Below are 14,563 nucleotides of genomic sequence, written 5' to 3' on the forward strand. Positions count from 1 at the left end.
GGGAAGGTCGCGGCGAGGGGGAGGGGGAGGGTGGGAGTACGCCGGTGCGACGGCCGTCAGGTCGCCCTCGTACCGGCATACGGTCAGGGACGCAGCAGGACCTTGCCCACCTTCGGGTCGCCCGACCCCACCAGCTCGATGGCCTGTGGGAACTCGGCGAGCGGCAGCTCGTGGGTCACCAGCGGCAGCGGATCGAGGAGCCCGGCGGCGAACACCCGCACCGTGTGCGCCCAGGCGTCCGGCGGTGCGCCGAAGACGGTGTGCACCTCCAGTTGCCGTACGACCAGGTCGGTCGGGTCGAGCCCGTCGGCCCCCGGCGCCGGGATCCCGGTGAGGACCAGGCGCCCGCCGCGCCGCAGCAGTGAGGCCGCCGTACGGGCCGCGTCCGCGGACCCGGCGGTCTCGATCACCACGTCGAAGTCGTCCGGGAGCCGGCGGTCCTTGGTCCGGAATTCGGTCGCTCCGTACTGCCGCGACAGCGCCTCCCGGTCGCCCCGGGTGCCGACGACCAGCAGCTCCGAGGGGGAGTTCGCCCTGAGGAACTGCACGGCGAACATGCCGAGCGTGCCGGTGCCCACCACGGCCACCCGCTCACCGGGCACGGCGTTCGCCTTCAGCGCGGCAGCGGCGATGCAGGCGGCCGGCTCCAGCAGCGCGGCCGCGCTCAGGTCGGCGTCGTCCGGGAGGACGTGCAGCAGCCGGGCGGGCAGGGTCAGCGTGGCGGCCATGGCGCCCGGCTGGGTGAACCCGGTCTCCTCGTAGCCCGCCGAACACAGCGTCGTCTCGCCCGCGTGACAGCGGTCGCAGACCTGGCAGTTGCGGAACCCCTCGCCGACGACCTTGCGGCCGACGAGCGACTGAGGCACCCCCGTCCCCACCCGCTGCACGGTCCCGGACCACTCGTGGCCCGGCGTCAGCGGGTAACGCACGTACCCCTCGGGGCGGTTGCCCTGGTACACCTCGCGGTCGCTGCCGCAGATACCGGCGGCGTGCACCCGGACCAGGGCCTCGCCGGGTGCGGGATCGCGCGGCTCGTGCGGGACCAGGCGGTGCTCGCCGGGCGCCTCGATGACGACGGCGGTGCCCGCCCCGGGGCGCGGGTGGCCGGCGGCGGTCACTTCGTGTCCTTGGGCTTGCGCTGTTCCCAGCCCTCGGCCCACAGGTCGAACCGGGCCTGCTGCTGCGGGAATTCGGCCGCCGCGTCGACGTCCAGCTCGACGCCGAGACCGGGGGCGTCGGAGAGGTGGAAGCAGCCGTCCTCCGGGTTCACCTGGGGCGCGCCCTTGACGACCTTCTTGATGTCCGCGTCCGCGAAGTCGTTGAAGTGCTCCAGGATCTTGAAGTTCGGGGAGGTGAAACCGACCTGGAGGGACGCGGCGGTGAGTACGGGGCCGCCGACGTTGTGCGGGGCGACCAGCATGTAGTGCGTCTCGGCGGTCGCGGCGAGCTTGCGGGTCTCCCAGATGCCGCCGATGTGGCCGACGTCCGGCTGGAGGATGTCGACCGCCTGGCTCTCGAACAGTTCGCGGAACTCGATGCGGTCGTGGATGCGTTCACCGGTGGCGACCGGCATGTCGACCTTCGCGGCCACCTTCTCCAGCGCCTTGAGGTTCTCCGGCGGGACCGGCTCCTCCAGCCAGGCCGGCTTGAAGGGCGCGAGCTCCCCGGCGAGGCGGACGGCGGTGGCGGGGGAGAAGCGGCCGTGCATCTCCAGCATCAGCTCGGCGTCGGGGCCGATGGCGTCACGCACCGCCTCGATCAGGGAGACGGCGTACAGGGTCTGCTGGTGGTCGAGTTCGAAGTGTCCGGTGCCGAACGGGTCGATCTTCAGCGCCCGGTAGCCGCGCTCCATCACCGTCCGCGCGGCCTTGTGGTACGCCTCCGGGGTGCGCTCCGTGGTGTACCAGCCGTTGGCGTACGCCTTGACCTTGTCGGTGACCTTGCCGCCGAGCAGCTGCCAGACGGGGACACCGAGTGCCTTGCCCTTGATGTCCCAGCACGCCATCTCGACGACGGCGATACCGGACATCACGATCTCGCCGGCGCGACCGTAGTCGCCGTACTTCATCCGGCGGACGAGGTCCTCGACAGCGAACGGGTCGGAGCCGAGAATGTGGTTGACCTGGGCTTCCTTGAGGTAGCCCAGGAGGGCGTCGGTGTGCCCCAGCATCCTGGTCTCGCCGACTCCCGTGATCCCCTCGTCGGTGTGCACCTGGACGTACGTCAGGTTGCGCCACGGCGTCCCGACCACGTGTGTGCTGATTCCGGTGATGCGCACGGCAGTTCGCCCCTCGCTGCGGTTGTGGACCCTGTCCTCGGTGTCCGCGGTTCGACATGTTCGATATTTCGTCACACGTTCGAAATGCTGGCGTGACAGTAAGGACGGGGTGGTGGGGGTGTCAATGGGTCACGCGCACATAGGTTTCGGCAGTTTCGAAACCTATGAGCATTGGTCCGCACCAAACCTTCACAGCAGGGCCTATGAAGCGGACCCGAACGGAACCTAACCTTCCCGCGTCATGGACTTTTGCCACTCGTGCCGACGGCACCTCAATGGCGCGCTCGCATGCCCCGGCTGCGGCACGCCCGTCGAGACGCTCCGCGCCCGCCGGCAGCAGGAGCTCGCCGCGTCTTCGGGACACGAGGGTGCGGCGGGCGGAACCGCGGAGGCCGCCGGAGCCGCCGGGTCCGCCCAGGCCGACGGGTACGGGCAGGAGTACGACGCCGAGCGGCCGGACGAACGGTACGGCGACCAGGGTGACGGGGAGTCACCGGCCGAACAGCCGGGCGGGCGGCGGGCGGCCCGGCGCCGGGGACGCGGGCCGGAGGACGAGGCCCCCTCGGCGAGGCAGAGCCGCCGGGACCGCAAAGCCGCCGCGCACCGCCGGCGGCGGAACCGCACGCTGCTGATCGCGGCGGGCTTCGTCCTCGCGGCGGGCGGACTGAGCCTCGCCGAACTCGGGCTGGACGCGCCCGGATCGAAGCCGGAGCCGGCGGCGGCCGGGGAGGACTCGCCCGACGGCGGCTCGGCGGAGGTGGATCCGGCGGAGTCGGCGGAGTCGGCGAGCGGCGCGGTGGACACGGAAGCGCCGGATAAGTCCCCCAGTCCTTCGGCGTCCGGCTCCCCTTCCGCCTCCGCCTCCGCGTCCCCGGACGACGAGGAGTCGGAGAAGGCGGAGAACGGGACCGGGGAGGGCGCCTCGACCGCGCCCGCGAACACACCCCCGACCGACCCCACGACGCCTCCGCGGACCGGCCCTCCCTCCGCACCGGAGACCCCGAAGCCCGACCCGACCACGGAGGAACCCGAACCGGAACCCGAGCCGTCGGAGACCTGCGACCGGTTCCTGTGGTGGTGCACCTGAGCCGACCGGGCGTACGCGGCCCCGGTGTCGGCGGGTTGCCCCGGTGTCGGTGTGCTCCGGGGGCGTTGGCGCAGACCGGCGCCGGAGGGGTGCCTCCCCCGCTCACGTCTGCGCCCGAGCGGGGGGACCCCCATCGCCCACCCGTGCCGTCCTGGGGGCACCTCCCAGGCCTTTGACGCACGGGAGGAGGCGCGACTGTCCGCGGGAGCGTGAGCGGGGCCCGGCGGGAGTGACGGCCCGAGGGACGGGGGAGTGACGGCTCGCGGAGGCGGGGGAGTGACGGCCCGAGGGGCGGGGGAGTGGCGGCTCGCGGGGTGCCGCGTTCAGTCCTGGCTCGGTCCGCGCTCGTTCTCCTGCGAGCCCTCGCTCAACATCCTCCGCAGAGCGTCCCGCAGCGCCACCCGTTCCCCCTCCGAGAGCCCCGCGAGCGGCTCACGCGCGAACCGAAGGGACTGCTGCAGACTCCGCGCCACCCGCCGCCCCTCGGCCGTCGCCGCCGCCAGCTTCACCCGCCGGTCCGCCGGGTCCGGGCGGCGCTCCACCAGGCCGCGTGCCTCCAGCCGGTCCACGATGCCCGTCACGTTCGACGGCTCGCACTTCAGCCGCCGCGCCAGCCTCCGCATCGGCAGCGGCTCCAGGGACAGCAGGCTCAGCAGCCTCGCCTGCGCGCCCGTCAGCGCGTGACCGGCGGCGGCCTCCTCGTACTCCTCGTGGTAGCGGGCCACCACCGAGCCGATGAGCTCGACGACCTCCAAGGTGAGGGAGTCGGGGCGCCTGGGCGTGTCGCGGGGTGTGGCCATGCTCTCCAGGGTACCCAGTTGCTTGACATCCTGAAATATTCAGCCGCATGGTTGTTTCAGATAGTGAAGTATTTCTAGGAAAGGTCCCGGTCATGTCCGACGCCCCCACGCCCCCCGCCACCGGCCGCGAGTGGCATCTGCTGAGCCGGCCCGTCGGCTGGCCGAAGCCCGAGGACTTCGCCCTCGTCGAGGCGGAGGTACCCACCCCGGCCGAGGGGCAGGTGCTGGTGCGGAACACGTACCTCTCCGTCGACCCCTACATGCGCGGCCGGATGAGTGACGCCAAGTCCTACGTCGCCCCGTACGAGCTGGGCAAGGCCATGCAGGGCGGTGCCGTCGGCGAGGTGGTCGCCTCGAACGCCGAGGGGATCGCGGCCGGCGACCATGTCCTGCACTTCCTCGGCTGGCGCGAGTACGCCGTCATGGACGCGAAGAACGCCGTCACGGTGGACCCGGAGGCCGCGCCCCTGTCGGCGTACCTGGGCGTACTGGGCATGACCGGGCTCACCGCCTACGCGGGTCTGCTGCGCACCGCCTCCTTCAAGGAGGGCGACTCCGTCTTCGTCTCCGGTGCCGCGGGCGCCGTCGGCAGCCAGGTCGGGCAGCTCGCGAAGCTCAAGGGGGCCTCGCGGGTGATCGGCTCGGCCGGCTCCGACGAGAAGGTCAGGCTGCTCCTCGAGGAGTACGGCTTCGACGCCGCGTTCAACTACAAGAACGGCCCCGTGAGCCGGCAACTGCGTGACGCAGCCCCGGACGGGGTCGACGTCTACTTCGACAACGTGGGCGGCGACCACCTGGAGGCGGCCGTCGGCTCCCTCAACCGGGACGGCCGGATCGCGATCTGCGGAGCGATCTCGGTCTACAACAACACCGAGCCCGCCCCCGGCCCGCGCAACCTCGCCCGTCTGATCCAGACCCGGGGCCGCATCGAGGGCTTCCTCGTCGGCGACCACTACGACCTCCAGCCCCAGTTCGTCCGGGAGGTCGGGCCCTGGGTCCGGTCGGGTGAGCTCAAGTACCGGGAGACCGTCGTCGAGGGCATCGAGAACAACCTCGAGGCGTTCCTCGGGGTGCTGCGCGGCGACAACACCGGAAAGATGATCGTCAAGCTCTGAAACCGGTTCGCGGCGTACCGTGACGCCGGTGTAAGCGCGGTCGTTGCGTACGGCGGGGGGCCGCACCCCTGGACGTGGGGTGCGGCCCGCACCCTTCCCGCGTCCGGAGTCGACCGGGACCACGCGCCCCACCCCACCGGCCCCCGATAAGGTGCTGCCATGCGCGATTTCGGGGTGGGTTTCCGGTACCTGATGAAGGGCCAGAAGTGGGTGGGCCGGCACGGCAGACAGTTCGGCTTCGGGCTTCTGCCAGGTCTGATCACACTCGTCCTGTACGCGGCCGCACTGGTGGCCCTCGCCCTGTGGGGCGCGGACTTCGTCACCTGGGCGACACCCTTCGCCGACGACTGGTCCAGCCCCTGGCCGGGACTGTTCCGCGGCTTCCTCACCGCCGTCCTCTTCGCGCTCGCCCTGCTGCTCTCCGTCCTCACCTTCACCGCGATGACCCTGCTCATCGGCCAGCCCTTCTACGAGAACCTCTCCGAGAAGGTCGACCGGGACGTCTCACCCGACGGCACCGCGCCCGAGTCCGGTCTGCCCCTGCTGCGGGAGCTGTGGATCTCCGCCCGCGACAGCCTCCGTATCCTCGCCCGGGCCCTCGTCTGGGCCGTGCTGCTGTTCGCGCTCGGGTTCATCCCGGTGGCCGGGCAGACCGTCGTACCGGTGATCGGGTTCCTCGTCACCGGGTTCTTCCTCACCGAGGAGCTCACCGCCGTCGCGCTGCAGCGGCGCGGGGTCGAAGCGCGCGAGCGGCTCGGCATGCTGCGGTCCCGCAGGACCCTCGTCTGGGGCTTCGGCACTCCTCTGGCGGTGGCGTTCCTCATCCCGTTCGTCGCCGTGTTCCTGATGCCGGGCGCGGTCGCCGGAGCCACCCTCATGGCGCGCGACCTGCTCGGCGAGGAGACCGCCGGGGACGACAGCGAGGAGCCCGAGCAGGAGGGCGTCACCTCGTGACCGAGGTGCTCGCCGTCGCCGTCATCACCGTCCTGGCCGTGATCGCCCCGGGCGCCGACTTCGCCATGGTGGTGCGGGGCAGCTACCTCCACGGCCGCCGCACCGGACTCCTCGCCGCACTCGGTGTCGCCGCCGGTGTCCTGGTGCATGTCACGTACACCATGCTCGGCGTGGGACTGCTGATCGCCTCCTCCACCTTCCTGTTCACCGTCATCAAGCTGGCCGGCGCCGCCTACCTCGTGTACATCGGCGTCCGCACCTTCCGCTCGCGCGCCGAGGTCACCGTCGACCTGGAGAACAGGACCGGTCTGACCCCGTTCGCGGCCCTGCGCACCGGTTTCCTGACCAACGTCCTCAACCCGAAGACGACCCTGTTCGTCGTCTCGACCTTCGCCCAGGTCGTCAGCCCCGGCACCCCCGTGCCCCAGCAGGTGGGCTACGGCCTGTTCATGTCGCTGGCCCACCTGCTGTGGTTCGGCGTCGTCGCGGTGTTCTTCTCCCACGACCGGATGCGCGGCCTGATGCTGCGCGGCCAGAAGGTCCTCAACAAGGTCATCGGATCCGTCCTGGCCGGCCTCGGCATCAGTCTCGCGTTCGCTCCGTCGCACTGACCGCCACGGTCACGATCGACCGCACCTGACCGATGATGTCCAGCCGGTTCCGTACGAACTCGGGGTCGGTGACCTCGGTGGTGTTCCCGTCGGCGAACCGCAGCACGGGCGTGTGCACATGCCCGCCCGGCAGCCTCTCGTGCAGCCCGAGCCGGTCCCGGAGCAGGGTCGCCCGGTAGGCGATCTCGTTGGAGAGGTAGTCCCCGCCGCCCCCGGCCCGGGCGGTGGAGCCGGGCGTCGGCCCCTCCGGCCGGACCACGGCCTCGGTGCCACCCGCCGGGATCTCCGTCACGCTCGTGTTGTCGTACACCGGGAACCGCCCGGTCCCGGCGGCGACGATCTCCGCGTACGGCAGCGTGGTCGACGTCCACTGCGGCTGCGAGGCCGGGTCGGTGACCGGGATCGTCTCCGTGCGGCCGACGTTCTCGTTGTCCCCGAAGCCGCCCCGCCAGGCGCCGTTGGTGCGCTCGATGTCGAAGCGGCCCACCCGGCCCTGGCTCACCGTGGCGAAGAGGTCGGCCTTCGGCAGATGCGGCCGCAGCGCCCGCTCCACCGACCCCTCCGCGAAGTCCCGCCAGCGCACGGGGAACATGGCCGTCTCGATCCGCGCCGGACCGTCCGCCGTCTCGATCACCGTGCCGTCCAGGGCGAGCGCCACGGCGCCGGACGGATTGGAGATACGGATGTCCCGGTCCAGGGTGAACGGGTCGAAGCCGGTCACCAGGATGCGCTTCATCCCTTCGCCGTGCGGATATCGGATGGCGGTCTGTCCGCGCGAGGTCCGCTCCAACGCGTCCAGCAGCCGCGCCCGCTGCCCGTCGCTCAGCCCGAACCCCGCGTCCCAGGTACGCAGTTCACGGGTCATACCGAGCCGAGCCCAGTACAGCGGCCGGTCGTCGTCCCGGCTCAGGTCACCGGCCGCAGGGCCGCGCCCCTGCGCCCGGTCGACGGCTCTGCGCCACAGCTCGGTCCCCTCGCGCACGGCGGCGCGCCGGGCCTGGGCGTAGGAGCCCGCCCGGTCGAGGGCACGGGCGAAGTCCGGTGCCACGGTGTCGAATCCGGAGCGGCGGAGTATCTCCTGAGGGACGGCCCCGTCGAGACGGCGTTCCTCGACGGTGGGGCCCGTGGTCGTATCGGCGGAATGCGCGGTGGCTGTGGACGTCGTGGGAGTCGTGGCGATGGCGGTGGTCGTGGCGGCGGTGAGACCGGTCAGCAGGGCCAGACCGAGAACGCCTGTGCGAACACGTGAGGAGTTCAAGGAGGTTGAGGCCTTCCGTCGTCGTGGGGTACGGGTGGGTGCCGGAGGCCGCAGTATCGCGTGACCGGAGTGGTCCACGCCATGGGCGGGACACTCGGGCGGGGATCGGCACGACCGCCCGTCCCGGCCGCCGGGGGAGCCCCCTGGGGCCGGGGCGGGAACGTCCGCGCACGGACGCCACGCACACCGCGCGGTCCGGCGCCCTCGTCGGGCACCGCGGCGGAGTCCGGGCGTACGGACTCGGCGGCCGGCGCGGGGGAGCGGTGCGACGCCGGGACCGGTGGCCACGTACCCCCGCGTGGCGGTCCCCTCGGCGACGACCTGCGTGACGAGCGGCCGGAAGCCCCGTCGCAGGGCCACGCCCGGCAGGGTGCCGTCGGGGGCGCCCGCCGCCGGGGATCCTGTCGGCGTCGGCGGACCGGTCGAGCCGTACGGGGCCCTCGTGACCGGCCTGCGGGTGATCCGCGCCGGCCGACGACACGCAGGGTGCGTCGAGGAGGCGGCGGAGCGCGCGCACATCCAGCGAGCCGCGGCCTTCTTCGCGGCCCCCGCGGACCCGTCGGCCGGGATGTCCTTCCAGGTCCCGCGCCTGTTGCGGCCCGAGGTCAGGAGCGGGCCGAGGGCGTGGCCGTGGTGGGGCCGTCCCGAAAACAGATGTGAAAGGTTCGCACGGGATTGAAGCGGGCAGTCTGAACGAGGGCCGCCGGGGCCCGGCAGGGATTACCGTCGGGTCCGGGACGTGCCCACATGAGCAGCCCCGGCCCGGGACCCTGACCCCGGACCGGGGCTCATGTGTGCGGGAAGCCCGCGCTCCACCACGGACGGGACGCCCTCGGTCTACCGCACGGAGAAGCCGTACACCGTCTCCGAGCGGAACACCCCGTCCGGCCTGAGGACCGTGCCGGGGAACTCCGGACGGTTCGGCGAGTCGGGGAAGTGCTGGGTCTCCAGCGCGATGCCGTCCCCGGGCGTGAAGGGCTCCGTGATGTGGTCCGCGGTGTAGAGCTGCATCCCGGGCTCGGTGGTCGCCACCGTCAGTACACGGCCGGACGACGGGTCGTACAGCTCGGCCACCTCCACCGGGGTCCGGGTGACCCCCTTGTCGAGCACGAAGTTGTCGTCGTACCCGGTCCCCGCCTTACGGGCCTCACGGAAGTCGAAGCGGGTACCGGAGACGTCGGCGAGCTCACCGGTCGGGATCAGGTCCGCGCCGGACGGGGTGTAGCGGGAGGCGGCCAGCCGCAGCTCGTGCCCGGCCGCGCTGCCGGAGCCGGCCAGGTTCCAGTACGAGTGGTTCGTCAGGTTCACCGGCGTCGGGGCGTCCGTCACCGCCTCGTACGCGATGCCCAGCGCGCCCCGCTCGTCCAGCGTGTACGTCACCGAGACCTCCAGCCGTCCCGGGAAACCCTCCTCACCGTGCGCGCTCACCAGGGAGAGGCGCACGCCGTGCCCGACCGGGGAGACATCCCACACGCGCTTGTCGAAGCCCCGCTCACCGCCGTGCAGCGAGTTCGGCCCGTCGTTCGGCTCGAGGGCGTACGTGAACCCGTCCAGGGGGAAGCGCGCGCCCGCGATCCGGTTGGCGTACCGGCCGATGAGGGCGCCCAGGAAGGGCTCCGGATGCCGGAGATAGCCGTCCAGGTCGGAGAACCCCAGCACCACGTTCCCGGTCCGCCCGTCCCGGTCCGGCACCTCGACGTCCTGCACGATCCCGCCGTACGACAGAATCCGTACCTGTACGCCCGCCCGCCGCAGGGTCCAACGGTGCACCGGCGTGCCGTCGGAAAGTGTGCCGAAGAGTTCGTTCATGTGTGAAACAATAAGTCACGGCTTCGTCGCCGTGACCGTCCGGTATGCGATCTCGGCCAGCTTGGCCTGCCCGTCGATGCTGGGATGGAACCAGTCCCAGCGGCTCAACTGCGCCGTGCCGAAGCGGTACGCGTGCACGGCGCCCCCGTCGAAGCGGCAGCGGCGGTCCTCGGCGCAGACCTCCCGAAGCACCTCGTTGTAGTCCTCCACCCGATTGTGCACCGTCTCGCGACGCAGCGTCGCCGCCGCGTCCAGCGCGTCCGGGTCGCCCAGCATCGTCGGGCAGATGCCCAGCTTCCACACCTGCTTGCCCATGGCGCTGGTCCGCCCCTGCGACCACAGCCGCTTCAGGTCCGGCACACTCGCCACATAGACCTGCGTCTTCGGCAGCGCCTCGCGCAGCGTGCGCATCGCCTCCCGGAAGTCCGCACGGAAGTCGGCCACCGGTGTCATCGCCGACGTGGTGTTCCGGCAGGCGTCGTTCGCCCCGGCCATCACCGCCACCAGCTCCGGGGAGCGCTGCACCGCCCACACCATCTGTCCGGGCAGATCCGCCATCCGGGCCCCGGTCACCGCGTAGTTCCAGCTCCGCTCGGCCGCCCGAGCCCGCCCCAGCAGCCGTACGGCGAGACTGTCGACCTGCTCGCTGGTGCCCGTCGCCCATGACACCTCGGGGCAGTCCGTCAGCACCGCGCAGGCGTCGAAGCCCGTGGTGATCGAGTCACCCACGGCGGCGACCGAGTCCGGCCCGGTGTCCCACACGGGCGTGGGCTTCGGGGACGGCCGCCCCTCCTTCGCCGCCGTGCCGGACGGTGCGGGGGAGTCACCGCCCACGGCGTCACAGCCCGCCACGCCGAGCGCGGCGGCCGTCACCACGGCGAGCACGGCCCGTCGGCCGCGCCCCCTCCTCCGCGTCGCCTGCTCCATCCCTCGCCTCCCCGCGCCGTGCCGGTGTGTCTGTCCCCCACCCTTACAACGCAGGGGAGTTCCCGCCCGTCCGAAGGACGCGCACGAAAGCAACGCCCCTCACCCGTACAGGCGTCCTGCCGGGTGAATGACGGGTGTTTCCCGGCACCAGGACGGACGGTACGTCACACTCCTTGCTCCGTCGCACGGTAGCCTCGCCATCAACGCGGCCCGCGGCCGTTCCGCCCGATCGACGACCCGCTCAGCCCGGAGGTTCCGGTGACGACTCGTGGAGTTCTGTACGTGCACTCCGCGCCCCGCGCGCTGTGCCCGCACGTCGAGTGGGCCGTCGCGGGGGTGCTCGGCACGCGCGTCAGCCTGGACTGGATCCGCCAGCCCGCGTCCCCCGGCACCTGGCGCTCGGAGTTCTCCTGGCAGGGCCGGCCCGCCACCGCCTCCCAGCTCGCCTCCGCGCTGCGCGGCTGGCAGATGCTGCGCTTCGAGGTCACCGCCGAGCCCAGCGTCACCGCGGAGGGCGAGCGCTACAGCTGTACCCCCGACCTCGGCATCTTCCACGCCGTCACCGGCATCCACGGCGACATCCTCATCCCCGAGGACCGCCTGCGCGCCGCCCTGGTCCGCTCCCGGACCGAGGAGACCGACCTGGAATCAGAGATCGCCAGACTCCTCGGCAAGCCCTGGGACGACGAACTCGAACCCTTCAGACACGCAGGCGAAGGCGCCCCGGTCCGCTGGCTCCACCAGGTGGTCTAGAAGCGCCCCAGGGGCGCGGGAACTGCGCGCCCCACCCTCACGACCCGCACCCGACCACCCCACCCCGTGGGGCCCCAGGGGCAAAGCGCCCCTGAGCACGGGACGGGAAGGGAAGGGGCAGGAAAGAGCGGCGGGGGCGGAAAACTCCAGGTCCCAGGCTGCGCCGCACGGCAAAGGGCCCCCGCCTCACCCGAGGCGGGAGCCCTCCACACAGCCGACCGCGCCTACACGGACCGGAACGCCAGCACCACGTTGTGCCCACCGAACCCGAACGAGTCGTTCAACGCGGCGATCCGCCCGTCCACGGGCAGCTTCCGCGCCTCACCCCGCACCACATCCGCGTTCGCCGCGGCCTCAGGATCAAGGTTCTCGACATTGATCGTCGGCGGAGCCACCCGGTGATAGAGCGCCAGCACGGTGGCCACCGACTCCACCCCACCCGCTCCACCGAGCAGATGACCCGTCATCGACTTCGTCGCGGAGACCGCGAAGTGGTCCGCGTCGTCCCCGAACACCTTCCGCAGCGCCTTCAGTTCGGCGATGTCACCCGCCGGCGTGGAGGTGGCATGCGCGTTGACGTGCACGATCTCCGCCGGATCCAGGTCCGTGCGGTCCAGCAGGTTCTGCAGGGCGTGTGAGATGCCCCGCCCCTCCGGCTCCGGCTGCACGATGTCGTGCGCGTCGGCCGAGATGCCCTGGCCGACCGCCTCCGCGTAGACGCGGGCGCCACGCGCGGCGGCGTGTTCGGCGGATTCCAGGACGACGACACCCGCGCCCTCGCCGAGGACGAAACCGTCCCGGCCGACGTCGTAGGGACGCGAGGCGCCCTCGGGGTCGTCGTTGTTCTTCGACATCGCCATCATGTTGCCGAACGCCGCGATCGGCAGCGGGTGGATCGCCGCCTCCGTGCCGCCCGCGACGACCACGTCGGCGCGGCCGGTGCGGATCATCTCGATGGCGTAGCCGATGGCCTCGGCACCCGACGCGCACGCCGAGACCGGGGTGTGCACACCGGCACGGGCACCCACCGCGAGACCCACGTTCGCGGACGGGCCGTTCGGCATCAGCATGGGGACGGTGTGCGGGGAGACGCGGCGGACGCCCTTCTCCTTCAGCACATCGTACTGGTCGAGCAGGGTCGTCACACCGCCGATGCCGGAGGCGATGACCGCGCCCAGCCGGTCGGGGTCGACGTTCGGGTCCTCGCCGGCCTTGGCTTCGAACCCGGCGTCGGCCCACGCCTCCTTGGCCGCGACCAGCGCGAACTGCGCCGAGCGGTCCAGTCGGCGGGCCTGCGGCCGGGGAATGACCTCGGTGGGTTCAACAGCCACCGGTGCCGCGATACGGACTGCCTGGTCGGCGGCCCACTCCTGGTCCAGGGGCTTGACGCCGGAACGTCCGGCGACCAGGCCCTCCCAGGTAGAGGCTGCGTCGCCACCCAGCGGTGTGGTTGCGCCGATACCGGTGACGACCACGGTGCGATTGGTCGGGCTCATCGGAATTCCTTCTCCAACGGATCTACGAGGATTCGTACGGCGCCACCGCCGGGTGGCGGGGCCGGGCTCCCGGCCCCCGGGCCTCCCGTACGGACGGAAGGCCCGGCAGGGCTCAGGCCTGGTGCTTGAGGATGTACTCGGTCGCGTCGCCGACCGTCTTGAGGTTCTTGACGTCGTCGTCCGGGATCTTGACGTCGAAGCGCTCTTCGGCGGCGACGACGACCTCGACCATGGACAGCGAGTCGACGTCCAGGTCGTCGGTGAAGGACTTGTCCAGCTGGACGTCCTCAACCGGGATGCCGGCGATCTCGTTCACGATCTCCGCGAGACCGGCGACGATCTCTTCCTGAGTGGCGGCCATGATGGCGCTCCTTCTTTGTGATTCCAGAGGATGAAACGGTGTTTCCTCGCGTACCGGACCGATGATCCGGCACGGAGTGCCTAGGGGAGGGTAACGACCGTCGCGGCGTAGACGAGACCCGCCCCGAAGCCGATGACGAGCGCGGTGTCGCCGCTCTTCGCCTCGCCGGTCGCCAGGAGCCGCTCCATCGCGAGCGGGATCGAGGCGGCCGAGGTGTTGCCGGTGGTGCGGATGTCACGGGCGACCATGACGTGCTCCGGCAGTTTCAGGGTCTTCACCATGGAGTCGATGATCCGCACGTTGGCCTGGTGCGGGATGAAGACGTCCAGGTCGTCCGGGCTGATCCCGGCCGCGTCCAGCGCCTGCTGGGCGACCTTCGCCATCTCGAACACGGCCCAGCGGAACACCGCCTGGCCCTCCTGCGTGATCGCGGGGAACTTCACGTTTCCCTCGCTGTCGAGCGGCAGCTGGGAGACGTCGCCGACACGGTACTTGTCCCACGACACGGTCTGCTTGATCGTCTCCGACTTGTCGCCCTCGGAGCCCCACACGGTCGGGCCGATCGCCGGCTCCTGGGACGGGCCGACGACCACGGCGCCCGCGCCGTCACCGAACAGGAAGGCCGTGGCCCGGTCGGTCAGGTCGGTCAGGTCGCTCAGCCGCTCCACGCCGATGACGAGTACGTACTCTGCCGAGCCCTCGACGATCATGCCCTTGGCCAGGGTCAGACCGTAGCCGAAGCCGGCGCAGCCGGCCGAGATGTCGAAGGCGGCGGCCTTGTCCGTGCCCAGCCTGTCGGCGATCTCGGTGGCGACGGCCGGGGTCTGGCTGAAGTGCGAGACGGTCGACACGACCACGGCGCCGATCCGCGAGGCGTCGATCCCGGCGTCCGCGATCGCCTTGCCGGAGGCCTCGATCGACATCGCGGCGACGGTCTCCTCGGGCGAGGCCCAGTGCCGGGTCTCGATGCCGGAGCGCGAACGGATCCACTCGTCGGACGAGTCGATCGTCTCCAGGATCACCTCGTTCGGCACGACCCGGGTGGGGCGGTAGCCGCCCACGCCGAGGATGCGCGCGTACGGGGCGCCCTTGCTGGGCTTGATCTTCGCCATGC

General features: G+C 71.6%; 14 protein-coding genes. 5 read left to right on the top strand and 9 right to left on the bottom strand.

Translation table 11 applies throughout. The annotated features are described in order from the left end of the window. Window positions 1-83: 83 nt before the first annotated feature. Entirely contained in the window at window positions 84-1,118 is a 1,035-nt protein-coding gene (locus tag ACZ5C2_RS03705; protein ID WP_468786154.1) for a zinc-dependent alcohol dehydrogenase, read from the bottom strand. Then, on the bottom strand, window positions 1,115-2,278 hold the full coding sequence (locus ACZ5C2_RS03710) for a mandelate racemase/muconate lactonizing enzyme family protein (RefSeq protein WP_468786156.1): 1,164 nt from the start codon (window positions 2,276-2,278) through the stop codon (window positions 1,115-1,117). The genes ACZ5C2_RS03705 and ACZ5C2_RS03710 overlap by 4 nt, the downstream gene beginning before the upstream one ends. A gap of 241 nt (window positions 2,279-2,519) precedes the next feature. Between ACZ5C2_RS03710 and ACZ5C2_RS03715 the strand changes: the two genes are divergently transcribed. Continuing rightward, window positions 2,520-3,365 carry an SCO2400 family protein gene (locus tag ACZ5C2_RS03715; protein ID WP_468786158.1) on the top strand — a complete coding sequence of 282 codons (846 nt, stop codon included), beginning with the start codon at window positions 2,520-2,522 and terminating at the stop codon, window positions 3,363-3,365. 323 nt (window positions 3,366-3,688) lie between these two features. On the opposite strand, the gene ACZ5C2_RS03720 is transcribed toward ACZ5C2_RS03715, so the two are convergent. Continuing rightward, window positions 3,689-4,165, bottom strand: a complete 477-nt coding sequence (locus ACZ5C2_RS03720) for a MarR family winged helix-turn-helix transcriptional regulator (protein ID WP_468786160.1) — start codon at window positions 4,163-4,165, stop codon at window positions 3,689-3,691. Between the two features lie 92 nt (window positions 4,166-4,257). On the opposite strand from ACZ5C2_RS03720, the gene ACZ5C2_RS03725 reads away from it, so the two are divergent. From ACZ5C2_RS03725 to ACZ5C2_RS03735, 3 genes are all read left to right on the top strand, one after another. Beyond that, entirely contained in the window at window positions 4,258-5,280 is a 1,023-nt protein-coding gene (locus tag ACZ5C2_RS03725) for an NADP-dependent oxidoreductase (RefSeq protein WP_468786162.1), read from the top strand. A 159-nt stretch (window positions 5,281-5,439) separates the two neighbouring features. Further along, on the top strand, window positions 5,440-6,234 hold the full coding sequence (locus ACZ5C2_RS03730) for an EI24 domain-containing protein (protein ID WP_468786164.1): 795 nt from the start codon (window positions 5,440-5,442) through the stop codon (window positions 6,232-6,234). After that, window positions 6,231-6,845, top strand: a complete 615-nt coding sequence (locus ACZ5C2_RS03735; protein WP_468786166.1) for a LysE family translocator — start codon at window positions 6,231-6,233, stop codon at window positions 6,843-6,845. The genes ACZ5C2_RS03730 and ACZ5C2_RS03735 overlap by 4 nt, the downstream gene beginning before the upstream one ends. On the opposite strand, the gene ACZ5C2_RS03740 is transcribed toward ACZ5C2_RS03735, so the two are convergent. The 3 genes from ACZ5C2_RS03740 to ACZ5C2_RS03750 form a co-directional block, all read right to left on the bottom strand. After that, window positions 6,817-8,103 (bottom strand): pyroglutamyl-peptidase I, encoded by a 1,287-nt coding sequence (locus tag ACZ5C2_RS03740; RefSeq protein ID WP_468786168.1) that lies wholly within the window; start codon window positions 8,101-8,103, stop codon window positions 6,817-6,819. The genes ACZ5C2_RS03735 and ACZ5C2_RS03740 overlap by 29 nt on opposite strands. 837 nt (window positions 8,104-8,940) lie before the next feature. After that, entirely contained in the window at window positions 8,941-9,912 is a 972-nt protein-coding gene (locus tag ACZ5C2_RS03745) for an aldose epimerase family protein (protein ID WP_468786170.1), read from the bottom strand. A gap of 15 nt (window positions 9,913-9,927) precedes the next feature. Then, the gene (locus ACZ5C2_RS03750) at window positions 9,928-10,839 is read right to left on the bottom strand and encodes an SGNH/GDSL hydrolase family protein (protein WP_468786172.1); all 912 of its coding nucleotides are present in this window, start codon (window positions 10,837-10,839) and stop codon (window positions 9,928-9,930) included. A 258-nt stretch (window positions 10,840-11,097) separates the two neighbouring features. On the opposite strand from ACZ5C2_RS03750, the gene ACZ5C2_RS03755 reads away from it, so the two are divergent. Beyond that, on the top strand, window positions 11,098-11,592 hold the full coding sequence (locus tag ACZ5C2_RS03755) for a DUF3145 domain-containing protein (RefSeq protein WP_468786174.1): 495 nt from the start codon (window positions 11,098-11,100) through the stop codon (window positions 11,590-11,592). Between the two features lie 224 nt (window positions 11,593-11,816). Here ACZ5C2_RS03755 and fabF read toward each other — a convergent pair whose 3' ends face one another. The 3 genes from fabF to ACZ5C2_RS03770 all read right to left on the bottom strand — a co-directional run bounded on the left by fabF (window position 11,817) and on the right by ACZ5C2_RS03770 (window position 14,561). Then, entirely contained in the window at window positions 11,817-13,088 is a 1,272-nt protein-coding gene (gene fabF / locus ACZ5C2_RS03760; protein WP_468786176.1) for a beta-ketoacyl-ACP synthase II, read from the bottom strand. Between the two features lie 112 nt (window positions 13,089-13,200). After that, window positions 13,201-13,449, bottom strand: a complete 249-nt coding sequence (locus ACZ5C2_RS03765) for an acyl carrier protein (protein WP_004988657.1) — start codon at window positions 13,447-13,449, stop codon at window positions 13,201-13,203. A gap of 80 nt (window positions 13,450-13,529) precedes the next feature. Continuing rightward, on the bottom strand, window positions 13,530-14,561 hold the full coding sequence (locus tag ACZ5C2_RS03770; RefSeq protein WP_468786178.1) for a beta-ketoacyl-ACP synthase 3: 1,032 nt from the start codon (window positions 14,559-14,561) through the stop codon (window positions 13,530-13,532). Window positions 14,562-14,563: the final 2 nt, after the last annotated feature.

It is taken from the genome of Streptomyces sp. NPDC031365 (assembly GCF_055569765.1).